This window comes from Paenibacillus pseudetheri, from assembly GCF_924513355.1.
GTDB classification, from domain to species: domain Bacteria; phylum Bacillota; class Bacilli; order Paenibacillales; family Paenibacillaceae; genus Paenibacillus_AQ; species Paenibacillus_AQ pseudetheri.
The window spans coordinates 1-24,270 of the sequence record NZ_CAKMAB010000042.1 but is presented as its reverse complement, the minus strand read 5'-3'; the positions used below and the strand labels follow the sequence as shown (position 1 = coordinate 24,270).

The following is a 24,270-nucleotide window of genomic DNA, read 5'->3' as shown; positions in this document are numbered from 1 at the left end:
GCATTATACTGGACAGGATACTCAACAAGAGGTTTAAGAGGAGGAATGGATGTTATGTCATCCAAACGAGTCGTTATTTTTGCAGGTGGAGAACTTTCTCCAGAATATTTGAACCTATTAGATGAAGATGATTTTATTATCGGTGCGGATCAGGGAGCGCTATTTCTCATTTCACACGGATATACACCAGATATAGCAGTTGGTGATTTTGATTCCGTTTCGCCTGAAGCGCTTCAAGATATTAAATCCAAAAGTAAAAAGACCATCACCTGTGATGCCGTGAACAAAGATTTGACAGATAGTGAGATGGCGCTAGATATTGCAATGGATCAGCAACCCGATTCTATTCTACTATTAGGTGTTACGGGTACTCGAATTGACCACTCCCTAGCTAGCATTCAAATGATGACTAGAGCCCTACAACGTCAAATCAATTGCTACGTCATGGACACTCATAACTATATAACCCTCACAGGATCCCAGGCTGTTATCAACGATTTAGGTTACACCTACGTTTCTTTACTGCCTCTAACCCCAGAAGTGTCCGGTATTACCTTAGAAGGATTTCAATATCCATTGACTGACGCAACACTAAAGCTTGGACAATCACTTGGTGTGAGTAACAAACTGGTATCATCCTCAGGAACGGTTTCCATTCGAAGTGGATTGTTGCTGATCATTCAGAGTAAAGACTAGATACATAGGGATCATGTTTATCGTAAAAATGCTACTTTTTTATAGTTTAGAAACATCATTGTAACTTTTAGCTCAAATTCGAGAAAGCCGTAAAAGCCCTTTTGTACCAAGGGTTTTTCGGCTTTTTTAGAATCCTTTTACATCAAATTATTAATTTTTTGTAACTTTTAATGATTTTTTAATAAAACGCTTACAACCCATGCCCAGCTTCACTTTATTGCACCTCTTCCAATTTTTATGTCATAGATAACCTGCTATACTACGAATCAGGCAAGCAAGACAGACAAACACAACAACAAAGACTAACACCTTGGAGGTACTACAACATGAATAAACAACAATGGATTAAAAAAGCGATTGTTATAGGAATGGTTACTACAATGGGCTTAGGTACAATGATGGCAACTGGCATAGGAGCAACAAAAGTTGAAGCAGCTTCCGTGTCTAAAGGTCAAAGCGTAGTGAATCTCGGAAAGAAATATATGGGAGTGTCTTACAAGTTCGGTGCATCCACATCTACTACAAAAGTTTTTGACTGCTCTTCTTTTACAAAATACATCTTTAAACAATATAACGTGACACTGCCTCGTACGGCTGCAGAACAATCCAAAAAAGGAACAGCCGTATCTAAAGCAAATCTTCGTGTAGGCGATCTCGTATTCTTCTCCAGCGGTAGCAGAGCAACTGGTAAAAACGTAACTCACGTTGCTGTTTATGCCGGCAATGGTAAAATTCTGCACACTTACGGTAAACCAGGTGTTACGATTTCCGATCTGAACTCTGGTACTTGGAAAAGAACATATTTAAAAGCTCGCCGCGTACTGTAAACAACGACTCTGAAGTAGAGTTCTAACTATAATAGAGAAATAGTCTCAGGATGTGGTGCCGCCTTCGGGCGCCCTCATTACATATCCTGTTCCGCGAACAGTATGAATCAACTTGTTCCGGTGACCTTTATCAACTTTCAAACGGATATGTCTGATGTAAACATCTACAACATTGGTATCTGCGTGAAATTGGTAACCCCATACTTCCTTAAGTATCTCGATGCGAGAGCATATCATTCCTTGGTTCGCAGCGAGATAATACAATAGATCAAATTCTTTGGGCGTCATCTTTAACTCGATCCCTTCGCGGCTTACAAATCTGCGGCTGGGATCGAGCATTAAACCATCGACTCTTAGTATATGATTTAAATTTCGACGCCGTCCAGTAAGGGTTAACAAATTTAGAATTCTGTGCTTGAATTCACCGGTATGTAAAGGTTTTGTCATATATTCATTACCCCCGGCTGAGAACGTCGAAACTGCCCCGGTTCCAGATTCAGATTGTTCACCGGAAATCACCATTACCGGTAGTATCATCCCCCCAGCTCTTACAGCGGAAATTATGTCCCAGCCTTCCCAAGTCCCCACCTCGCATAACTCAGCAAGCAGCAGTACCGGTTCTACTTTTGATATGGATAAGCGGAGATCCTCGGGATCTTCGCTTATTGTTGCTTCAAGTCCAATATCTTGTAGCACACTTTCTATAACGACTCGATCTTCTTCTCTACTACTGCTATCAGCCATATACCATATTATTTGCTCAATCACAAAGTTCCCCCATATCCATATGACTTGCACCAGCATCACTGCGGTACGTATAGAATTCCCGGAAAACAAAAAGACCATTCCTAAGAAATGGCCTGAACACCTATTTACAGCTTTTTTATCCAAAATATCGATGATAAAAGCTTCGAGCAGCAGCAATATCTTTTGTCCCATGAATCAACGCTCTACCATCAGCAAAAATAACCAACCGATAAGGCCCTTCTATAAAAGAAACCAGATAAGCGTTGCTTTCCACGCTTCCGCTTCCTAAACGAGATAAACGATTCGCAATTTCCTGCAAGTTAAGCTTCTGTGGTCTCGCAGGGCGAATTTGTACTGTATCCCTTCCACAAAGAACATCGCCTCGCTCGGTATTTGCTGCCATAAGATATGGATAGATCGGATGACTCCCACAAGAAGGGCAGTTTTTCTTTTTGGCAGCTTTTACTCCAATTTCATGGTATTCATTCCGCCACACATCAAACGTTAACAGTTTGTTCCTTAATTGAGCTTTACGCTTACCTAGTAGTTTCAGCGCCTCTGCCGTAGCATTTGCCGTAACTAGTTGTACTGCTTGCGGAAGTATACCTGCCGTATCACAGGTATCACCTCCTAGAGGTACTGTGCCTAGAAGACAATGGAGACATGGAGTTTCTCCAGGCAAAATCGTATAGGTTATTCCATAACTGCCTACACATGCACCATAGATCCAAGGAATACCGTGCTTTTGCGCCATATCATTAATAATGAGTCGAGTATCAAAATTGTCTGTACCATCCATGATCAGATCAACCCCTGAAATGAGCCCTTCCAACTCTTCGACCCGAACATCTATAACGTGGGCTTCAATAACGACCTCCGAATTAATCTGTTGAAGTCTGCTCTGCGCAGCTGCAGCTTTAGGCATTCGTTCTAGTGCATCTGCCTCGGTATAGAGTTGTTGCCTCTGAAGGTTACTCCACTCTACATAATCACGGTCAGCTAAAATAATTCTTCCGACCCCGCAGCGTACCAATGTCTCTGCAATCCCTGTACCAAGCGCACCTGCTCCCACTACTAATACACTAGACTGCGCCAGCCCTTGTTGTCCCTCTGCTCCAAATGGCGCAAATCGTACCTGACGAGAATAACGATCTTCACGACCATCTGTATGAATCATTCGGTTTCCCTCCCCGTATCCAAAAACCGGAGAACAGCAGATAGTCTGCTATTCCCCGGGAATATGATGATTCTATTCTATACTTGTACTGCTGACCACTGTTCAACATCCCAAATTTTTGTAACCCAATCTTCATAGAAATCAGGTTCATGGGAGACGAGCAGGACTGTGCCTTTATATTCTTGTAATGCCCGCTTCAGCTCAGCCTTGGCAATAACATCAAGGTGATTGGTAGGTTCATCGAACAGAACCCAGTTGCTCTCACGCATCAACAGCTTACAGAGACGGACCTTAGCTTGTTCGCCACCACTCAGCATGCTAAGCGGTCGGGTAATATGCTCATTTTTCAGACCACAGCGAGCTAGATGTCCACGCACTTCATTCTGAGTTAGACTAGAAAATTCATTCCAGACATCCTCAATAGGTGTAAGATTAGCTGCTTTCACTTCTTGTTGGAAATACGCTGAGTTCAGATAATCTCCTAGATAGGTTTTACCGCTATACGTAGGAATCACGCCAAGAATAGTCTTCAGTAGCGTCGATTTACCGACACCATTGCAACCAGTTATAGCAATCTTCTCTCCACGTTCAATGGTCATGTTCAGCATCGGTAGCAACGGACGGTCGTAACCAATCTCGAAATCAATGCCTTCGAAGACTGTTTTGCCGCTGGCACGACTCTCTTTAAACTTAAAGGTAGGTTTTGCAGCTTCTTCTGGCCGATCAATTCGATCCATACGATCCAGCTGTTTCTCACGGCTCTTCGCCCGTCCAGATGTGGAGGCACGAGCTTTGTTTCGCTGAATGAAATCCTCTTGTTTCTTAATAAAATCCTGTTGTTTCTCATAAGCATCTATGTGTTGGATCTTATTCATCTCGGCCATATTCAGGAATTTCTCGTAGTTCGCAGTGTATCGAGTAAGTTTGCCGAACTCCAGGTGATAGACCACATTTACGACTTTATTCATGAATTCCGTATCATGAGAGATCAATATAAATGCATATGGATATTGCTTCAAATAGTTTGTTAACCAGTCGATATGCTCAACATCCAAATAGTTAGTAGGCTCATCCAGTAATAGTACATTCGGTTTCTCAAGCAGAAGCTTCGCCAACAGAACTTTTGTGCGCTGCCCCCCACTTAGTGAAGCGACATCACGGTCAAGCCCAATGACGGAAAGGCCAAGACCATTCGCCATTTCCTCCACTTTTACATCAATAAGATAAAAATCTCCGATATCCAGCTGTTCCTGAATGTCCCCCATTTGCTCGAGTAGCATCTCTAACTCTTCAGGAGAAGCGTCACCCATCTTTTCAGTTATAGTTAGCATTTCCTGTTCCAGCTCTAAAAGTGGCAAGAAAGCGTCCTTCAATACATCACGGATGGTTTTACCTGGCGTTAAGATCGTATGCTGATCCAAATAACCGTAACGGACGCGAGGCGTCCACTCTACTTTTCCACTATCCTTCAACAGTTTTCCAGTCAAAATATTCATAAGCGTCGATTTTCCTACGCCATTTGCTCCTACGATTCCTACATGCTCACCCGGTAACAACCGGAAAGATACATTCTTAAACAACGTCCGATCCCCAAAATTATGGGAAACGTCTTCTACACTAAGTAAACTCATAAATTTTCCGCAAGCTCCTGTCTATTCTTAAATAATGCGTAATAAGAAGAAACGACGTTGTCATCTTTTAAAGACGACAACCGTTTCTCGTAAAAATATAAGGATAAAGTATAGTGTGAAGCTTATACTTTCTTATATTTCAAGCAGAAACGTCTTCGGCGTCCCTATTGGACGGTAGGCGTTTATGCGAGAAATATAAAGATAAAGTATGGTGTGAAACTTATACTTTCTTATATTTTTCAAAACACGTATAAATATATATTTTAACACACTTTAACGCAACACTGAACTAAAAGTTAGTTGAGTGAAAAAAAGGAAGCATAGAGAACCGCCTTATTCAGCCTTTCTTTTGAAAAAAACTACGCCTATTCCCCTTGTTAGGTGCATCTAATACTCCCTCAAACATTTCATTGATCACTTCTGTCAACTTTCCCTTAGGCTTGAATGGGTCTTGCTGGAAAGGTAGTCCATAAACCTTATCTGTACCTATAGCGGTCTGTAACAGTTGTGCTGTTGAGCGTTCTGCGAGTGGTAACCCCACCCTCCAGTTCGTTTCAGGCTGTAACCTTTTACGCCTAAGCCACACTAGTAAATCTTCGAGTCGCCAATCTGCACCAGAAGTAATTAGAATCGGCACATCGCTATATTTGAACTCATCGAGAGCCCCTTCATACCCACCGGTACCAAGATCCAACACTACAAATTGATAATCCCCTCTCAGCAAATCAGCCATTTTTCCGTGAATAGGACGTTTCCAATAATGTACCCCTTTCCATGAAAAAGCAGATTTCTCATCCTTGGATGCAACAGTTGTAATCTGTGTATGTAGCATGCTGCGAATGCGTTCATAAACCGGTGAATCAGGAGAAAAATCAACCCATGCAGTTGCCCCCTTCTGTACAAGTAAGCTACTCACCGCAAATGAAGTATGTGTTGTTCCAAGACCTGGAGCAACTCCGAGTAAGGCAATGACCGTCGCTTTTCGCTTTTCGAGAGAACGTGGAACTGAATTAGCAAAATCATTTCCTCTATCCATTTCGGATTCCACACAAATTAGTGCCTGAAGGACTGCTTCTGCATTCTGATAACGCTCTTCAGCGTGATGTCGTAATAAGCGTCTTGTGATTGGAATAATGCCAGGTGGCATATGGTTATATAGCCGATCCTCCATGCCAGACTCCCAATGACTACATTGGCCTCCAGTTGCCATATAGAGAATTAATGCTCCTAGCCCATATAAATCGGATACCGGCTGACTCTGTCCACCTCCATATTGCTCAGGTGCGGCGAAGCCAACCGTACCAAGCTTAACCGTATCTTCAGAGATACCGTGTTTGTAGCTTCGTGCGATCCCAAAGTCAATTAACATCAGTTCTTTTTGCAGTGTCAACATGATATTTGAAGGCTTTAGATCACGATAGATAATCGGTGGATGATGACCATGCAGATATTGAAGGACTTCTAAAAGCTGTTTAGCCGCCTGAATGATGAAGTCACTCGGCAAAGGTCCGGGATTATTCTTCATTAGCTGACTCAAGCTCACACCTTCAATATAGTCCATGATTAAATAGGAATACCCTTCTCGATCTGGAAGATAGAAATCGACAATACGCGGCAATCGTGGGTGGTCTAGTGTAATTAACATATCCGCTTCCGCTTGAATGTCAGAATGCTGCTCATCTAAGCATAAGCTTTCTTTAACAGCCCATCGTTTACCCTTTAGACGCAAATCATCCGCAAGATAAACAATACTCATCCCACCTGAACCAATCAGGCCTGTAATTCTGTATCTATCATCAATAACCTGTCCAATCTTAAGCTTCGTCTCAAAATACAAACTAACTCCCCCTTTTCGCAAAAAAAAGAGAAAGCTTCCGCCATTAACGTTCTTACCGCAAAATACGGTCACGTTAATAACGGGATGCTTTCCCTCTGTATTTAGAATATGTTTGATTTAGTACTTAATCATATAAAGTGTAATTTCATCACGATTATGGAATAGCTGCTTTGCACGCTGAATCTGCATGCGCTCCCCTTCAAACATCGCAATAATTTCTTTGATCATCGCAAGTGGTTTCTTATGCATCAGTTTTACCGTCACAATGGCTGTCCCACCCGGTGACAGACTGTGGAGTAACCCAGTTACTAGCTTCGCCATCAGCTTAGGACTCCAGCTCATATCGCACACGAGCAGATCAAATTCATTGTCCCGGAATTTTACTTCTCCTGCGTTTTTACGAAGGATTTTCAAGCCCGGATAATTACGAAGGGACTCATGCATTAACGCAGGGTCTACCGCCGTAACCTTCATTCCACGTTCCAGTAAGAAAGAAGTCCACCCACCTGGAGAAGCACCAATATCTAACGCATTACGGAAGCTGTAAAAAGGAATATCAAACTCCTTCTCGGCTTCCATTAGTTTGAACTTGGCACGTGAGATTTGTCCATCCTCCTTACGGAAACGGATGGCACCGCCATTCCAGCTGGATAAATTAGCTTCTGGTCTGGACACACCTGCATATAAGGCATTCCCGTCTGCGTAGACTGAAATAACCCAGGCTGGATCTTGCACAGTAAATTCTGCGCCTAAGCTCTGTAATTGCTCTTGGAGCCATTCACGAAGTTCTCCTGGACTCTCCTGCCAAAAGGATGGATCACCTTTACGAACGTTCAGGGATACCTTCTCACCTTCAAGCTCAGCGTGGCGACTTAAATACACCGCCAAACGCTGTAGAGCTTCCATGGTTCCTTCATCCTGAAACTGAACAGGCTGTATATGACGCAGGAAAATGGGAAGATTCTGTGTGAGTAGCCGGGTTACTTCCTCTGGTTCACATTGCAATGTAGCCAGAAAGATTTCTCCTGGTAGTAACAAGGTACTCTTCACAGCACCGAATAAACGGCGAAGCTCTTCTTGCGTATAAGGCGCAAATCCGTGATTAGCTGTACAAATATATCGGGAATACACGTCTTCTTCCGGAGCAAGGTTCTGCTCTTCGGTATCTTGTCTTAAATCGTTCAAATCGTTTTGCCTCCAGGTCTAATTTTAATCCAGGGACGACCGCTATCCCATTCAACATCAACAGGAATATCATAAGTGGCCAAGATCATTTCTTTCGTTAATACTTCTTCTTTCGGTCCAGATCCAGCTAGCTTACCCTCACGAATTAATGCAACATGCGTGAAAAGCGGGACAATTTCTTCCACATGGTGAGTTACGTACACTACAGAAACATTACGCTGTCTCAGCTTATCTATTTCAGCCAGCATTTTTTCCCTTTCATATAGATCAAGGCCAGCACATGGCTCGTCCATAATTAATAGCTTAGGGTCAGCCATAAGACATCTTGCCAACATAGCTTTTTTACGTTCCCCCTGTGACAAGGTCCCAAAAGGATGAAATGCCATATTGCCTAGATTCATATCTTCCAGCATGCTGATTGCTTTCTCTTTTACTTCGGTAGGGATCGTCTCGTAGAAACGCAAATAAGCGTAAGCACCTGTTGCTACGACCTCCCACACCGGATCATTTAAGCTCATCTTTTCCATCAAGGAAGGCCCGATATAGCCAATTTCTTTACGAACCTCACGTATATCACATTGACCATATTTATAACCCAGCACTTCTACAGTCCCTTTGCTAGGAAACAAATAACCAGTCATCATCTCTAAAATTGTGGTTTTACCGGAGCCATTCCGTCCCAAAATGACCCAGTTCTCACCTTCTTTAACTTCTAGCGACACATCGTCCAAGATTAAGCTTTCTTCTCTGCGGAGAGATAAATGTTGTAATGAAATGATTATGATATAACACTCCTTATGTATTCCAGTACTCGCTCAACTGAAACCATGGAATAATAAACATTCGGATCATTTTCCCGTTCTGCAGAAGCAACAAGTAGTGCAGGAACGCTCGTTATACGATATTGTTGTACCAAATTCGGCAGCATGTTCACATTGCCTCCAACCATCTGGAGTTCAGCAGGCAATAAATGAGACGCCACCTCTAACATTCGTTCAGCAGCCTTACAAGTACCACACAATGGAGTGTGTAAGAATACTACAAGCGGTTCTCCTGAACTCTTGAGCGCCTCCAGTAATTCCACTTCATTCATTGCCTTCATTTCAAGTCCGTCTCCTCGGCGATATCGCGAAGCTTATCAGAACTCAGGGGACCATTTACCAAAAGCATCCCCTCAGGTTTAGCAGTATATAAGATCTCATACATTTCTCTTCGCCCCCACAGACTGGAAGTGTGCAAATAGATTTCTCGGGGGAACAGTCCTTCCAGTACGATCCGTCTGGCAACTTCTCCACCCGAATAATCACCCGGCCCCATATCGTAATCCAGTGATAAAATATCCACCTCGCACTCACGCAGCATTAGAAGACATTCTTCCGTCGAACGAGCCAGAACGAACCCTTTAGGTACCTTTCGAAGATCATCCATATAGATATGAATCACAATTACGCCTCCGCTTCAAACCAACCACGCACAGTAGCAATTTCTTTTCGGTGACTGCCATCCGCACCCTTCTCAGTTTCCATGACAACAGCTGAGCTTCGTAAAAGCTTGGAGGATAATAAGCTTTTCAGCCCCTGCTCTCCAATATGTCCTTGTCCGATTCCAGCATGCCTGTCGCGTCTTGAGTCGAAAGGAAACTTAGAATCATTTAAATGAACAGCAACAAGATGTGGCCAAAATTCAAGTTGCTCTCCTCGCTCAAGGAAGTCTTCCGTTCGCTCAGGGTTCCAGATCCCAGCTGCGTAAGCGTGACAGGTGTCCAAACAAAATCCTATTTTCTCCGGAAATTGGCTAAGCTCTCGAACTTTCACGAGTTCTTCAAGTGTAATCCCTTCATTTCCATGGTTGCCCGCTTGATTCTCTATAAGCAGCTTAGTACGACCTTCCCAGGACTGAAGCACCTCATTCATACATTGTATAATATTTTGATAGCCTTGTAACGGCTCCATTCCACCAAAATGTCCAAAATGAACAACGATGCCTAATGAACCACAAGCTTCTGCAATCTCTAGATCATTTAAGAGAGAGGCTATATAAACCTTTCGCGGAGTAACATCATCTACACCAGCTGCCATGTTAATCCCATAGGGTGTATGAGCAATCGAAGCAATCCCTTTGTCTTGGCAAAAGAGCGCACAATCCCTCGTATCTCGAACATCTACCAGTTTAAGTTTCAAACTACGCGGATTTTTAGGGAAATATTGAAAGCATGTTGCACCGCTCTCCCAAGCGAATCGGGCAGCTCTCCCATATCCACCGCGAATGCTAACATGAGCCCCTATTTGAAGACTATTGGTCATGCTGACAGTCTGGGCAATAAAACACTTTGCGTCCAGACAGCTCTGTTTTGATAATTGTTCCCCCATCACGAAGACAAGGCTCGCCTTCACGATCATACACATTACATTGATTATTATATGAACCTGTAACAGAATCCCCAGTCATAAACGGCATTTCCATGTACCCACCAATTTCTGTGGCCTCAGTTAGTACTTTTTGGATGCTCTCATAGAGACGGGCTATAGATTCAGTTGTTAAATTCTGTACTAATGCAGAAGGTAAAAGGCTAGCTTCAAAAGCAATCTCATCGGCATAGCAATTCCCGACTCCAGCCATCACATGCTGATTTACTAACAGGCTTTTGAGCGCACCTCGCCGTCCCTTTACTAGTCCTGTGAATCGTTCCAGCGTCATTCGACGATCCAGCAACTCAGGTCCAAGTTTACCCATTGTGGCTTCGCTTTCCTTAACCGACAGCAAATGTAAATACCCTAAGCGAAGTCCTATGAAGTAAAGGGTATGATCACCAAATGCGATTTCAACCTGTGTGTTACGATCCGGACGTTCTTCCTCTGTACCATAAAAAAGCAGTCCACCTAACATCAAATGTAGAAGTAGTCTTCGTCCATCATGTAGGTGAAATAAAATATACTTGGCACGCCGCTCAACAAAAACAACACGTGCGCCGATCAATGCTTTACTAAAAGCGTCTGTTTCCATGTTAATTGATTTTTCTCTGTTCACGATTACATCAGATATTGGCACATTTATAATATGCTGACTGAGCAGCTTTCTATAATTCTCCATTTCCGGCAGTTCCGGCATAGCTCATCGTCCCCTCTAGGTTGGTGAAGTAATAAGATCCTAGCTATTATACACCGAGAAACGTTTTAAGTTCAGTTAAATCGGCACAAATTTCATCTGGTGAGATCCCTGTAATGTTTTTATAGTGGTCAAGATTTCCTGCATTTGTTAACCCGGTAAATACAAGAACTGTACGACAGCCCGCATTTACTCCAGCAGCTATATCTGTACGCATATTATCACCAACTACCACAGCATGTTCAGGCTCGATATTAAGAAGATCTGTTGCAAACTTGATTAAATGAGATTCCGGCTTGCCAATCACTACCGGACTCACACCACTAGCAGCCTCTATGGCTGCTCCGATCGTACCTGCGCCTGGCATAATGCCATCATCTGATGGCAGCATTAAGTCCGGGTTAGTGAGTACAAACTTTGCTCCTCCCAGAATCCAGCGCGAAGCTTGCGAGAGCGACGTATAGTTGAAGGAGCGATCGATACCTTGCAGTACATAATCGGGTGAGTCTGTGACGATGCGGAGCCCTGCTTCGGTACAAGCCACATGCAAACCCTCTTCTCCAAGTATCGCCACTGCAGCCCCAGGTGATTCCTCAGCTATGTAACGTGCGGCCGCCATTGATGAGGTACATACCTCCTCAGCTTTCGCATCGATTCCCATTCCACATAAATGTGCAGCCACATTAGCCGCTGTACGCGATGAATTGTTGGTAACAAATAAAAAAGGAATGCCCGCTTCACGCAGACCTTTAATCAGTAAATCAGCACCAGAAATCATTTTATGCCCATGATATAGCGTACCATCTAGATCAATTAATAATCCTTTAATCTGTTCCACTATAAATCCCTCTATTTCCATAAGAAATTTAATTAATGTGATAAATGAATAATGGTATTAATAAACATTCAACCTAAGCCCAGCTTGGATTTTGAATGATTAATAATACTTTTTGTTGGTGGTACTGCCCATTTGTTTTCGGCAAGATTTCCAGCTATTCGTTCCTCTTTCACGCTGTGATTACTTTAAATCTAACACACTTCGTCGAAAGAAATCGAACGAGAGACTCATCCAGCATTTTTTAGCATAGCACTGTCATTTCCTGCGCTTTCCCGGAAAATAATCATTTCTCCAATTGCCCGTTTTGTTTTCGATAAATTGGATATGTGCTGAATTCCTCAGCTAACAATGTCTCTGGAAAAATGAGCTCAGCTTCTTCCAGCAAAGGAATCAACTCTTCAGACGAACTGTAACGAGAGCTGAAATGAGTCAACAATAGTTGGCCTGCATTGGCTTCCTTTGCTAGCTCTGCAGCTTGACGTGCTGTACTGTGATGGTATTGATACGCCATTTCTGCCAGATCATGAGCAAAGGTTGCTTCATGAACGATAAGGTCTGCATGAAGTGAGAGTTCTAAAGCTCCTGAACAAGGTCTTGTGTCTCCCAAGATCGTAACAATACGCCCTCTTTTAGGTTCTCTAACAACATCAGCAGCGCTGATACGAACACCTTCATCCGTTATAACATCTTCACCTTTTTTTAATTTTCCATATAACGGTCCAGGTTTTAAGCCATAACTCTTTAGTAATTCCGTATTGAGGCTCCCGGGACTATCCTTTTCCGTTACCCGGTAACCATAGCTATCAATACGATGCTCTAATAATGCTGCCTCCACTTTAAAACCATCATCCTCAAATACCGTTCCTCCTGTATGCTCGACAATCTCAATCTTGTATGGAATTCGGGATTGGCTCACAGCTAAGGATATATCTAAGTATGCCTTCAATCCAGGTGGACCATAAACCGTTAAAGGCGAAGTCCCTCCCTGATAACCACGACTAGATAATAGACCTGGAAGACCAAATAGATGATCTCCGTGTAAGTGTGTAATAAATAGCTTTTCCAGCTTACCTAGGCGAATCGGTGAGCGAAGAACCTGATGCTGAGTCCCTTCCCCGCAATCGAACATCCAAATACTACGGCGTTCTTCCAAAAGTCTTAATGCAATCGACGTTACATTGCGTTGAATAGTTGGTACCCCTGCATTCGTACCCAAAAAATATAATTCCATCCTTTTTCCTCCCTTCTTCTTATTGGCTGAACAATCTCTTATCTATTCTAAACGTCCTTCTTCCAGCAAAAAACCCCCCAGTTACGGGAGGTTCCGCTGAAAGGGATACAATCCCCCTACAGACCGGGTGTATACATGAAAGAATTACAGCTTCTCTACATTAAAATACTGCGCTTCTGGATGAGCGAATACCATCGCTGAAACGGAAGCCTCGGGCTCCATCATAAAGCCTTCTGTAAGGTGGACACCGATATCCTCTGGGGATAACAGCTTAAATAGTGGTCCCTGATCTTCTAGATCAGGGCATGCAGGATAACCAAAGGATACACGAATCCCTTGATATCTTGCCCCATGTCTTTGTTTCATGGTCATATCCGCAGGATCTGGGAAGCCCCATGTATCACGCATCATGTGATGAACGCGCTCCGCTAATCCTTCAGCTACTTCTAGAGCTACAGATTGTAAGGCATGTGAGCGTAAATAATCTCCATTTTCCTTAAGGGCTGTAGAGAGCTCACGAACACCGTGTCCCGCAGTTACTACGAGGAATCCAACATAGTCCATCATTCCACTATCGACCGACTTCAAAAAGTCCGCTAGACAGAGATAAGGCTCCACACCTTGTCTTGGGAAAGTAAAGGTATGCAGAATCTCAGCTGTATTCTGTGGATTATACACGATAATATCGTTACCACTTGATTGTGCCGGGAAGAATTGATACATCGCATGAGGAGTAATCGTACCTTCCAGCATCGCTTGATGTAGAATGTCATCCACAGTACCTTTCAACTCCACAGTCCGCTCATCACCAGCAGCTAACTGCGCCTCTACAGAACCTCGTAACCCCAGATGATGACCGAGCAGCATTTGCATGTTCACATAAGGGATAATATGCCCCAATGGATAATTACGAATGACATGTCGCTCTAAATCCGGTGGACTAAATACAGGTGCATCTGGAGAAATTTTGGAGCGTACAGCTCTAGTCAGCGTAGGAAGCTCTTGCTTAGGAGCAACTGCCACTGCTGATTCTGCTTCCACTCGAATTTCCTCGGCAATTTTCTCCCGTTCAACTGGGTTCATAAGCCGATTAGCAATATCTAGTCCATCCATAGCATCCTTAGCATACAATACTAGCCCATCATATTCCGGCCGGATACGTGTTTTGGTGAACTTGCGAGTCAAGGCAGCACCACCTACCATAATCGGCACATCAATCCCAGCCGTGCGTAGGTCTTGCGCAGTCAGCACCATCTGCTGTGCCGATTTCACGAGTAGTCCAGACAATCCGATCGCATCGGCTTTTTCACGACGAAACGCTTCGATAATGGTCTCAGGTGGTACTTTTATACCCAAATTAATGATTTGATAACCATTATTCGATAAGATGATCTCCACCAGGTTCTTACCTATATCATGCACGTCGCCTTTTACGGTTGCCAGCATAATCTTACCTTTTACCGATGTCTCATCCTTCTTCATAAACTGCTCTAAATGACCAACGGAAGCCTTCATCACTTCAGCGCTTTGCAGTACCTCAGCTACAATCAACTCATTGTTATTAAACAGCCGTCCAACCTCTGACATCCCGGCCATTAGCGGGCCATTGATAATCTCCAAGGGTCCTGATTTTGTTAGCGCCTCATTAAGGTCTGGAATAAGCCCTTCTTTGGTGCCTTCAACTACATATGAAGCCAGACGCTCTTCTAGTGACAGGTTAGAAATTTTCTCTTTTTTCTCAACCTTTTTCCCTCGGAAGGCGGCTACAAAAGCAGCAAGCGTGTCGTCATTCGTATTATAAATTAATTCCTCCGCAAGACGACGGTCTTCAGCAGGAATAGAAGCATAACGTTCTACCTTCTCGGTATTTACGATCGCATAATCCAATCCAGCCTTAGTGCACTCATAGAGGAATACTGAGTTCAGCACTTCACGTCCTGCTTCCGGTAATCCAAAGGAAACGTTGCTGATTCCCAAGATCGTATGAACACCTGGAAGTGCTTCTTTGATTAGACGAATCCCATCAATAGTTTCTTTAGCAGAGCCAATATATTGTTCATCCCCGGTTCCTACAGGGAACACAAGCGTGTCGAAAATAAGGTCTTCTCCAGCTAATCCGTATTTGTTCACTAGTAAGTCGTAGGAGCGTTTGGCAACTTCCAGCTTGTCCGTAGCCTTGATTGCTTGTCCTGTCTCATCAATCGTACCTACTACGATAGCTGCGCCATACTTATGAATCAATGGAGTGACCAGCTCAAATTTTTCTTCACCATCTTCAAGGTTAATAGAGTTAATTATCGCCTTACCTTGACAGTACTTTAATGCCAGATCAATAACCTTCGGATCGGTAGTATCGATCATCAAAGGAACTTTAACCTTTTTTACAACTAATTCTAGAAACAGCTTAATATCTTCAGTCTCATCACGGTCCGGATCTTGCACGCAGACGTCGATAACTTGAGCACCACTCTTCACCTGTGCACGGGCAATTTCTGAGGCTTCCTCATATTTACCTTCGACGATAAGACGTTTAAACTTACGCGACCCTAATACATTCGTACGTTCACCTACCATGTATGGACGGTTGTCGTTCTCAATATAAACAGGTTCAATCCCTGAAAGTGCCGGTGGATGATTTCCTGCAAGCGGACGTGGAGGGAATTGTGAAAGGGCCTCAGACATAGCACGGATATGTTCCGGTGTCGTTCCGCAACAACCTCCCGCAATGTTAAGCCATCCCTTTTCTGCAAACGCAGCAATTTTACGCGCAAGAGAATCAGGAGATTCATGATAATGCCCATTCTCATCTGGCAGTCCAGCGTTCGGATAACAACTCACCGCCGCTGAAGAGATTGCAGAAAGTGAACGAATATGATCACGCATGAACTCTGGACCCGTCGCACAGTTCAGACCTATAGAGATAGGCTTCAGATGTTCTAAAGAAATATAGAATGCTTCAATGTTCTGACCGGCAAGTGTGGTACCCATCGGCTCTATTGTTCCCGAAATCATCACTGGCAATTTGATACCCGTCTTCTCAAATGCATTTCGAATACCAATACTTCCAGCTTTCACGTTCAGAGTATCCTGAGAGGTCTCTAGCAATAACGCATCTACTTGACCATCAATCAATGCCACTGCCTGTTCCTCGTAGCTATCAACGAGCTCTTGGAAAGTGACGCCTCCTGTAACAGAGAGTGTCTTTGTTGTAGGACCCATCGCACCTACGACATAGCGGGGACGATCTGGTGTATCATATTTATCAACGGCATTACGGGCTAGCTTTGCTGCAACCAGATTAATTTCACGAGCCCGCTGCGGAATATCATATTCAGCAAGTACAACAGACGTTGCACCAAATGTATTCGTTTCAATGAGATCAGCACCTGCTTCGAGATACTGCTCATGAATCGTCTGAATTACTTCTGGACGTGTTAATACTAGCATTTCATTACAGCCGTCCAATTCTTCCCCACCAAAATCCTCACCTGTCAGAGGCACCTGTTGGATCATTGTGCCCATTGCACCATCCAGAATTAATATTCTTTGTTGTAAGCTTTCCTCAAGTGTATATTTAGCCAACGTATAGTCCCCCCAGTAAAACATTAGAGTAAGTTTAGCAGAATAAAGGAATTTCGAAAAGCCTTCCTTTCCACTCTGCATTATCTGTAATCATAGGAAATGCTATTCTTTTAATTATGGTTTCACAGAGAGTTCTTTATTAGGCATAGAATGCTGGGTTCTAGCAGTTACGTGTGATGTAACAATATATTGTCCTTCTTTCGCAAGTGTTCCTTCTGCTTGATAGATTCCATCACCGACTAGCTTCCCTTTAAATTCAATTTTCTGTTCACTATCATCTTTACTCACAATTTCGAACAGAACCTCTTTCGCATCATCCACTACCAAGTTGTCTTGCGTCACCACTGCCTCAAAGGTCACCTTCTGATTTACAACAACCTCTTTAGGACTCCAATGTAACTCGACCTTGATAGGTTCCATAGACATGTCCATGTTCATATTCATATTATGTACGCCAGAATGTTTAGTTTGGTCTGATGAACATCCTCCCAATACTAAAAGTGTTGCACCTAATAATAAAGGAAATATTGTTCTTGAAATCTTCATTTAGATTCCTCCCAGTCGATTTGAATATTAAGAATCTACCAATTCATGTTATACATTCTCCATCTATTATACACATTATTATTGGTTTTTCAGTATTTCGCATCAATTCATCTAAACTCCTGTGACTTAAATCATATACAAGTGAATCTCATCTATCAGACTAAATATGATGTAAATATAAAAAAGACAGCAAGTCTCCTAGTAACCTAGGAACTCACTGCCTTCTTAAAGCTTAAATGAATGAAGCTTCACTCTATTTTATAAAGATTGGACTAATGAAAGAAGCTCTCCAAGATGTTTGATTTCATAATCCGGCTGAATTTCCGGATCTGGCTGTTTGCCTTTTCTATTAATCCAAACCGTAGTCAAACCTGTTGCCAACCCACCACGAATATCCGTTGTAAGCTTATCTCCGACCATAACTCCTTGCTCAGGTGCAATGTCTAAAAGTTCTAGGGCATGCAGAAAAATTTCCTTATCCGGCTTTCCTTTGCCGAAGCTTCCAGAAATCACGATGTGATCAAAGAAAGGAACAATTTCTGGTACGCCATCTAGTTTCTCTTGTTGCAATGCAGGGCATCCATTAGTCAGAAGCAATAGCTTCACTTTTCCCTTCAGTTCTTCCAGCACCTGAATCGTTTCTTCATAGATGTAAGGTCGATTTCTACGCTCTGCTGCGAATTTGGCTGATAATGTCTCAGCAAGAGCTTCGTCCTCTACACCAAGTGCTGCAAGACCACGACGCCATGCCTCTTTACGATATCCCGGTGCAAGCTGCTCTAATTGACGGAATTCCGGCTGTTCACCTGCAGTAAAGTTCCCCCAAAGTGCTTCAAACGGATTAATCCCAATCATCTTTGTAAACGGGTTCGTTTCGTAGGATTCATATAGTCCAATGGCTTCTTTACGCACCGCAAGTTCCAGTTCTTGTGGATCAATCGTATCCCCAGCGGCTTCACATGCAGAACGAAATGCTTCATTAACGCTCCGATCATCCCAGAGCAGTGTATCATCAAGGTCAAATAGTACGGCGGAAATTGGCATTACAGGTCTCCCTCTCCCATGGCTGGTTAATTTCTATTCGTGAACTACTTCAATTTGGTGAGCTTTTGCGAATGCTTCCAGTCGAGTCCCCATCGCATTGGTATCATAACGATTCATAAGTCTGGTAAAAATCCATTTCGTGCGTTTGCCTTTATGCTTAATTACAACAGCTCCACGCGAAAGGATAATTTTCTCAATATCAGAAGCTGGCAGATAACGTTCGCGATTGAATTTTATAGTAGATAGTCTAGCATTCTCTACCTTCAAGTACGGACGTCGGAAGAACAGAAGTGCCGCTAGTAAGTAGTACAAGACGACTCCTAACCAGTTCATAAGCATACCATTACCTTTGGCTTGGTCCACTGAACCAATCATCCAAAACATAGTACCAAGCACTAATAACACTACTGGAAATGCAATGTTACGGCCTTTAAAGGTTTCGCTGTTCTTACCAGGAGATTTAGATTTAGATTTAGATGCGTAAATCGTTTCCTTCCCCTGTTTCTTTCTTTGCTTATTAATTTGCTGCGTGTTGCGTTGAACCATTCTTTCCCAAGAACGGGCCATATGCGTTCCCCCTAGTCATCCAGTAATATCTATGAAAAGGAACAGGGTGTTAATGCTTACGCCCCTTGTTACCTTGTTCATGCTCATCATTATCGACCAATTCAATCGTATTCAATTGTGCTCGGAAGTTATTGCGAATATTCCCCAAATAAATTTCACGAAGCTTGGCGCGTTCCGCCGTTTCCTCTTGATTAAGGCCTACGCTCTTCTGTTTGCGTGCCAATTCGTTAATACGCGCGACCAACTCATCAATATTCAAAACTTTCCCTCCCCTTATAAATTAATTCTAACTCTGCCATGAGAAAAAGAGCTTGTCAAGGTTTACTCCCTGCAAGCTCTTCATGTCCTCTTATTATGTTCTTAGCATATTAATAAATAGGTAAAGTGAGAATATCTCCAGCATCAATCTGACTACCTTTAATGCCATTGGATTTTTTAATTCCTTCTATATATACAGCCGTCTTCATATCAGAAGGTTTATTCTCAAGAGCAATACTCCAAAGTGTATCTCCACGTTCAACCACTACGCGCTTCTCATCCTTCATTAAAGTAGTAGATCCTGCAAATACATTACCTACTACTGTAAGTCCTGATAGTACGAGCACAATGATCAATGTCAGTTTAATAACATAATCTCTACGGAACAAACGCATCAAGCCTTCAAGCAAAAGCTCTGTAATCTCTTTAATCTGAGCTGAACAACGGGTAATAGGATTATGTCCTAAAGATTCAACCACTGGGGCTTTATCGTAGATGCTACGGTATGTACTGTATTTTAACATGAATATCATCCTCCAAACACTTGTTCTTACTTTTGAAATTATAATAACACGAACATGTGTTTTGTTCAATACTATTTTAGAACAATTGTTCTCTTTTTTTCAGAGGTTAATATTTACCATATACTTCATATAAAGAATCACTCTTTTCATTTAGATGAAGGAAACGCAATCAATACAAGACTACCATTTATTAACTATTTCGAATTAATATTTATAATAGTTAGAACTTATGTTTGTGCGAACGGTAGTTCTATGTTATAATTTTCCCAAACATTACTATATGGGGTTGATTCCAATGTCAAAGATTTCAAGTCGCCAGCTGGCGATCCTGGAATTTATACGTAGCGAAGTCCGCAGCAAGGGTTATCCTCCTTCCGTCCGGGAGATTGGAGAAGCTGTTGGTCTTGCTTCCAGCTCCACAGTTCACGGTCATTTGGATCGGCTAGAGAAGAAGGGACTTATCCGTCGAGATCCAACGAAGCCTCGTGCGATAGAATTACTTGGCCAAGAGGATTCCGAGAATGTCCATCATTTTGCGCAAACCGTCGCTCGCATTCCTGTCGTAGGTAAGGTTACCGCCGGGGTTCCTATCACTGCTACTGAGAATATTGAAGACTACTTCCCGCTTCCAACTCACTATGTTGGAGATAACAAAGTATTTATGTTATCGGTTCAAGGTGACAGTATGGTCGAAGCTGGGATTATGAATGGCGACTATGTTATTGTTCGTCAACAACAAACGGCTGATAACGGAGATATCGTTGTAGCTATGACCGAAGAAGATGAAGCAACCGTTAAGACTTTTTATAAAGAACGTGATCATATACGTCTTCAGCCGGAGAATCCGGCGTACGAGCCTCTTCGCCTTAATCGCGTGACCATTCTCGGCAGAGTTATCGGATTATTTCGAGATATCCACTAAGTTGCACTCCTACCAAACGAAACGGATACCGTCATTTAAATGACGGTATCCGTTTCTACGAGAAGTATAAGGATAGTGTATATCGTAAAATATATACTTTCTTTTATTTTTTAAAAAGCTGTTCTGCAAATGCAGAACAGCTTTTTTACTGTTATCTAACTCCATTTATCTATACAGGAACATTTGTTCCCATAGGCTAAAATGACCATTTTTAATGAATAACCGTTTAGGCATCCTGCTCATATCTTAATTAGAAAGGAGTGTTGCACAATGCCAATTTACCGGATTATAGTTGATCTGACGCAGCGTATGCTTTATCTTCTTGATAACGACATTGTGATCAGGGGCTTCCCAGTCGGAATCGGTAAAATGTTAACTCAATCACCACTCGGTGAATTCACAATCATTAACAAACAACCCGATCCAGGCGGTCCATTTGGGGTCTTTTGGATGGGTCTATCTAAGCCTCACTACGGGATACATGGAAACAATGATCCCTCATCCATAGGGCACGAGGTATCCCACGGTTGTATTCGTATGTACAATGAGGATGTGTTAGCACTAGCTGCGATTGTTCCGATTGGAACACGAGTAACGATCAGGAATTAAATCTATCCATAGATAAACACGCCTCACTCATTGTTCAATGGAGGGGGGTGTGTTTGTATATATGTATTTTTGATGACCTAATAGGAATTATGTGGTTATATGTCGAATAATGTTTACAGGATTTCAAATTGAAAGGAAGTGTCTCGTTTTGAACAACTCAAAAATCAGAACCCTCGTCGATTTTAAAGTCGATGCACTTGTTAAACTCTCTGGCTTATTGTTAAATAACGATCAAGCTAGTGGAAAAAAAGTAAATCTACTCACCTCATTCGGCAGTATTCAAGGGACCATCTCCCCTTCCACCTCCAATAAAGAGGATGTTTTTGACTTAAAATCTCTAATGGATGATGTCATTGTAGATGAATACATATCTTATTTAGGTGCGGAACATCCCGATAAAAATTTCAGCTATAACTTTGTAGTCCTTAATGATGTTTCTGTAAGACCCTATACTCACTATGAATCTCCGATCGAATACAAACAGCTAATTGTTTATACCGATCAAATCACAGCCTTCAATTTCATATGATTAGGACATATTTATTTTAAAAAGCTCTCGACAAAGCACTCCAGCAGTTGCCCCAATTCTGCACTCAGCTTGCAAAATCGGCAGAACTCTGGGTGCTTTCTCTTTTTCTATTCAGTAGTCATATCCTAAATTCCCACGATTTCCGCTTTTAACAGATACTAGTAGAGAGGATTCAGGCATATCTTTCAATAAGCAATAAATCTTGTTCTACTGAGATCATTGGAGGTGTGATTACATGCTGATTTTCTTGATGTATATGTTTGCCATTGTAGGAGGAGTCTTAATTCTAAGTGCCGTTATTCTAGAATTAAAAAAACTATCTACTTCTTCTGAACTTTCTAAGCTTTTAAACGCAACCTCATCTTTTAATATTATATTCACCAAAACATTCATTCCGCCCAATCAATCTCACTTGATCGCCCTTAACGAACCTTATAAAAAAATAGCAATAGGTACCAGCAATCCGAAGACAAGCAAAAAGGCAATAGCAAAGCTATATTCGTTCGACAATGTAATGGGATCAGAGATTGTTGTTAACGCACTAACCCTTTCAAAAGTATCTAAAAGACAACAAAACAGCAAAACAACTGCTTCAAGTGCGGATATTCATGTGCTTAATAGTGCTGACGAAGAGGCTGATGTTATCGAGGAACTTACGCTTAAAATATACATGAACAGTAATGAAATACCTGTGTATAGCATTTCCTTCTTGCCAGGCTTATTGCCCATTCAACAATCCGACAAACAGTTCAAAGAAGCTTACTCCCAAGTCCAACAATTGCATGCATTCTTCAGGTCGATCGTATCCGAATAAATGCCCCCTTTCCGACTATTATTACTTCACTTTACCTTTCCCAATTAGAAATTTTGAAAACCTTAAGGAAGGACAAAAAAACGGTCCTTTTGAGAGGGCCGTTTTCGCTGCATCCAACATTCATTTTAAAATTGCACACTAAATCCGTTAAATTGATGAATGCCCGTACCATGAGCAACAAGATCCCGTTCACGTAATTCACGAACTGCCTTAATAACCTCTTGCAAAATAGCTGGATCTAGACCCAACGTATTATGAGAGCCGAATACTTGAGATACATTTGGAATTTGCGTAATCTTTTCTAAAGAAGCCACTAAATCTGCCGGACTAGTAGAGGGATAAAAAGCATAAATTGGCGTAACATCATACAACAAATCCCCTGTAAACAGATACCCGTTGGCATGATCAAAGATGCTAATATGACCTGGCGAATGACCCGGTGTGTGGTAAATTTCTAATCTACGCCCGCCTAAATCAAGCACATCTCCCTCTCGCAATAGAGCTGTTGGTTTCCCTTGATAAGGCGTATACGTATTAGGATCAAACGTCTCAGGAACAGGAAGAGTAATATCTCGGCTCATATCTTTTCTGATCTGGGCAAGGGACAAACCTCGTATTCCATTAATCAGCCAATCCTCATCCTCTTTATGAACATAGATCGTCTCAAATTGTCCATGACTGCCTATATGGTCTGCATGCACATGCGTAGTGATGACAGCGATAGGTAAATCCGTTAACTGATCCGTTATTCTTTTTATATTATCGATGCCTAATCCCGTATCAATCAACACCGCTTGTTCTTTCCCTAACAACAAAAAAGAGTGCACCTTTTCCCAATGTCCATATTCACTGATTGCATAAGTAATTGGATCCATTTTCGTGACTGTGAACCATCGATCTTGAATCAAGCGTGATCCTCCATTCCGTTCCATTTCTCCCTTACCTGCTCTTCTCCTTTATAATAGTCCGCTTGTTGATCCGCCTGATAAATTTCTTGATAGGGGAGAATGTTGATTTTACCTGAGTCCGGATATTCGCAAACATCTATGCCCTGGTTCGTTCGGAGATCAAGATACTTGCAAGGTGCATCCGTATGATTATAAAGTTGATGCGCTCCTTCAGGTCCCATTTCAAAAAATATCACATCACCTTCAGAAACCTCGCTAAAACCCTCTGGAGTTCTTAACATCGCTTTTCCCGTCAAAATCACAAATATTTCTTCAGCATTTCTATGAAAATGATAAGGAAAGGAATATTTATCTGGATCAAGCGACCTTATGTCGAAGACAAGATGTTTAGAATTAGCGATCTCAGCTAACCTCTCACTCGTATGCCAAGCAAACTCAGGAATCGGAGATAACTTCTGTTTAAATGAAACTGTATTTTCATTAAAAATCCTCACCAAATATATCACCCCTCATCCTTTATGCTGTTCTTTCAATATAATTCGTATGGTACTTTATGTAAATATGATTATCAGGTTCTAGAGTAAAAGGCTGAACAAATTCAGCCCCTCCTCATCAAACCGTACGTGAGGTTTTCCCTCATACGGCTTTCCGATGTCCGTCACTCATGGGCATGCAGATTACAATAACGTTTTA

General features: G+C 42.2%; 26 protein-coding genes. 6 read left to right on the top strand and 20 right to left on the bottom strand.

Features of this window, described 5'->3' with window-relative positions; genetic code table 11:
• Positions 1-54 precede the first annotated feature (54 nt).
• A complete protein-coding gene (locus L1028_RS25780; RefSeq protein WP_234540822.1) occupies positions 55-696 on the top strand; it encodes a thiamine diphosphokinase in 642 nt (213 codons plus the stop codon).
• Between the two features lie 326 nt (positions 697-1,022).
• Complete coding sequence (locus L1028_RS25775) at positions 1,023-1,523, top strand: C40 family peptidase (RefSeq protein ID WP_234540820.1); 501 nt, start codon at positions 1,023-1,025, stop codon at positions 1,521-1,523.
• A 45-nt stretch (positions 1,524-1,568) separates the two neighbouring features.
• Here the strand turns inward: L1028_RS25775 and L1028_RS25770 are convergent, their stop codons facing one another.
• From L1028_RS25770 to L1028_RS25685, 18 genes are all read right to left on the bottom strand, one after another.
• Positions 1,569-2,462: a response regulator gene (locus tag L1028_RS25770; RefSeq protein WP_234540818.1), complete on the bottom strand. Its 894-nt coding sequence runs from the start codon at positions 2,460-2,462 to the stop codon at positions 1,569-1,571.
• A complete protein-coding gene (locus tag L1028_RS25765; RefSeq protein WP_234540817.1) occupies positions 2,407-3,447 on the bottom strand; it encodes a ThiF family adenylyltransferase in 1,041 nt (346 codons plus the stop codon). Before L1028_RS25765 ends, L1028_RS25770 begins: the two co-directional genes overlap by 56 nt.
• A 77-nt stretch (positions 3,448-3,524) precedes the next feature.
• The gene (locus L1028_RS25760) at positions 3,525-5,078 is read right to left on the bottom strand and encodes an ABC-F family ATP-binding cassette domain-containing protein (protein ID WP_042188823.1); all 1,554 of its coding nucleotides are present in this window, start codon (positions 5,076-5,078) and stop codon (positions 3,525-3,527) included.
• 337 nt (positions 5,079-5,415) lie between these two features.
• Entirely contained in the window at positions 5,416-6,915 is a 1,500-nt protein-coding gene (locus tag L1028_RS25755; RefSeq protein WP_234540815.1) for a serine/threonine protein kinase, read from the bottom strand.
• A 117-nt stretch (positions 6,916-7,032) separates the two neighbouring features.
• Positions 7,033-8,100, bottom strand: a complete 1,068-nt coding sequence (locus tag L1028_RS25750) for an SAM-dependent methyltransferase (protein WP_234540814.1) — start codon at positions 8,098-8,100, stop codon at positions 7,033-7,035.
• Positions 8,097-8,879, bottom strand: a complete 783-nt coding sequence (locus L1028_RS25745) for an ABC transporter ATP-binding protein (protein ID WP_042188828.1) — start codon at positions 8,877-8,879, stop codon at positions 8,097-8,099. Before L1028_RS25745 ends, L1028_RS25750 begins: the two co-directional genes overlap by 4 nt.
• Positions 8,879-9,202 (bottom strand): thioredoxin family protein, encoded by a 324-nt coding sequence (locus L1028_RS25740; RefSeq protein ID WP_234540812.1) that lies wholly within the window; start codon positions 9,200-9,202, stop codon positions 8,879-8,881. The genes L1028_RS25745 and L1028_RS25740 overlap by 1 nt, the downstream gene beginning before the upstream one ends.
• Entirely contained in the window at positions 9,199-9,543 is a 345-nt protein-coding gene (locus tag L1028_RS25735; protein ID WP_234540810.1) for a cyclic-phosphate processing receiver domain-containing protein, read from the bottom strand. The genes L1028_RS25740 and L1028_RS25735 overlap by 4 nt, the downstream gene beginning before the upstream one ends.
• A gap of 2 nt (positions 9,544-9,545) precedes the next feature.
• The gene (locus tag L1028_RS25730; protein ID WP_234540808.1) at positions 9,546-10,403 is read right to left on the bottom strand and encodes a deoxyribonuclease IV; all 858 of its coding nucleotides are present in this window, start codon (positions 10,401-10,403) and stop codon (positions 9,546-9,548) included.
• Complete coding sequence (locus L1028_RS25725; RefSeq protein WP_234540807.1) at positions 10,393-11,208, bottom strand: Fpg/Nei family DNA glycosylase; 816 nt, start codon at positions 11,206-11,208, stop codon at positions 10,393-10,395. The genes L1028_RS25730 and L1028_RS25725 overlap by 11 nt, the downstream gene beginning before the upstream one ends.
• A 46-nt stretch (positions 11,209-11,254) precedes the next feature.
• On the bottom strand, positions 11,255-12,043 hold the full coding sequence (locus L1028_RS25720) for an HAD-IIA family hydrolase (RefSeq protein WP_234540806.1): 789 nt from the start codon (positions 12,041-12,043) through the stop codon (positions 11,255-11,257).
• Positions 12,044-12,326: 283 nt separating this feature from the next.
• Positions 12,327-13,274: a ribonuclease Z gene (gene rnz / locus L1028_RS25715; RefSeq protein ID WP_234540805.1), complete on the bottom strand. Its 948-nt coding sequence runs from the start codon at positions 13,272-13,274 to the stop codon at positions 12,327-12,329.
• A gap of 144 nt (positions 13,275-13,418) precedes the next feature.
• Positions 13,419-16,796, bottom strand: coding sequence for a methionine synthase (metH, locus tag L1028_RS25710; protein WP_423803092.1), 3,378 nt, complete (start codon positions 16,794-16,796; stop codon positions 13,419-13,421).
• A 174-nt stretch (positions 16,797-16,970) separates the two neighbouring features.
• Entirely contained in the window at positions 16,971-17,402 is a 432-nt protein-coding gene (locus L1028_RS25705) for a FixH family protein (protein ID WP_234540803.1), read from the bottom strand.
• Between the two features lie 258 nt (positions 17,403-17,660).
• The gene (locus tag L1028_RS25700) at positions 17,661-18,446 is read right to left on the bottom strand and encodes an HAD family hydrolase (RefSeq protein ID WP_234540802.1); all 786 of its coding nucleotides are present in this window, start codon (positions 18,444-18,446) and stop codon (positions 17,661-17,663) included.
• A 33-nt stretch (positions 18,447-18,479) separates the two neighbouring features.
• Positions 18,480-19,013, bottom strand: a complete 534-nt coding sequence (locus L1028_RS25695) for a hypothetical protein (RefSeq protein WP_234540801.1) — start codon at positions 19,011-19,013, stop codon at positions 18,480-18,482.
• 49 nt (positions 19,014-19,062) lie between these two features.
• Positions 19,063-19,272 (bottom strand): DUF896 domain-containing protein, encoded by a 210-nt coding sequence (locus L1028_RS25690; RefSeq protein WP_042188845.1) that lies wholly within the window; start codon positions 19,270-19,272, stop codon positions 19,063-19,065.
• 109 nt (positions 19,273-19,381) lie between these two features.
• A complete protein-coding gene (locus tag L1028_RS25685) occupies positions 19,382-19,795 on the bottom strand; it encodes a LysM peptidoglycan-binding domain-containing protein (protein ID WP_234540800.1) in 414 nt (137 codons plus the stop codon).
• 295 nt (positions 19,796-20,090) lie between these two features.
• On the opposite strand from L1028_RS25685, the gene lexA reads away from it, so the two are divergent.
• The 4 genes from lexA (at position 20,091) to L1028_RS25665 (ending at position 22,669) form a co-directional block, all read left to right on the top strand.
• Entirely contained in the window at positions 20,091-20,717 is a 627-nt protein-coding gene (gene lexA / locus L1028_RS25680; RefSeq protein ID WP_042188849.1) for a transcriptional repressor LexA, read from the top strand.
• Positions 20,718-20,987: 270 nt separating this feature from the next.
• A complete protein-coding gene (locus L1028_RS25675; protein ID WP_234540799.1) occupies positions 20,988-21,326 on the top strand; it encodes a L,D-transpeptidase in 339 nt (112 codons plus the stop codon).
• Positions 21,327-21,474: 148 nt separating this feature from the next.
• The gene (locus tag L1028_RS25670) at positions 21,475-21,855 is read left to right on the top strand and encodes a hypothetical protein (protein ID WP_234540798.1); all 381 of its coding nucleotides are present in this window, start codon (positions 21,475-21,477) and stop codon (positions 21,853-21,855) included.
• A gap of 235 nt (positions 21,856-22,090) precedes the next feature.
• Positions 22,091-22,669, top strand: a complete 579-nt coding sequence (locus L1028_RS25665; RefSeq protein ID WP_234540797.1) for a hypothetical protein — start codon at positions 22,091-22,093, stop codon at positions 22,667-22,669.
• Positions 22,670-22,794: 125 nt separating this feature from the next.
• Here L1028_RS25665 and L1028_RS25660 read toward each other — a convergent pair whose 3' ends face one another.
• Positions 22,795-23,601: an MBL fold metallo-hydrolase gene (locus L1028_RS25660; protein WP_234540796.1), complete on the bottom strand. Its 807-nt coding sequence runs from the start codon at positions 23,599-23,601 to the stop codon at positions 22,795-22,797.
• Complete coding sequence (locus tag L1028_RS25655) at positions 23,574-24,071, bottom strand: cupin domain-containing protein (protein ID WP_234540795.1); 498 nt, start codon at positions 24,069-24,071, stop codon at positions 23,574-23,576. Before L1028_RS25655 ends, L1028_RS25660 begins: the two co-directional genes overlap by 28 nt.
• Positions 24,072-24,270: the final 199 nt, after the last annotated feature.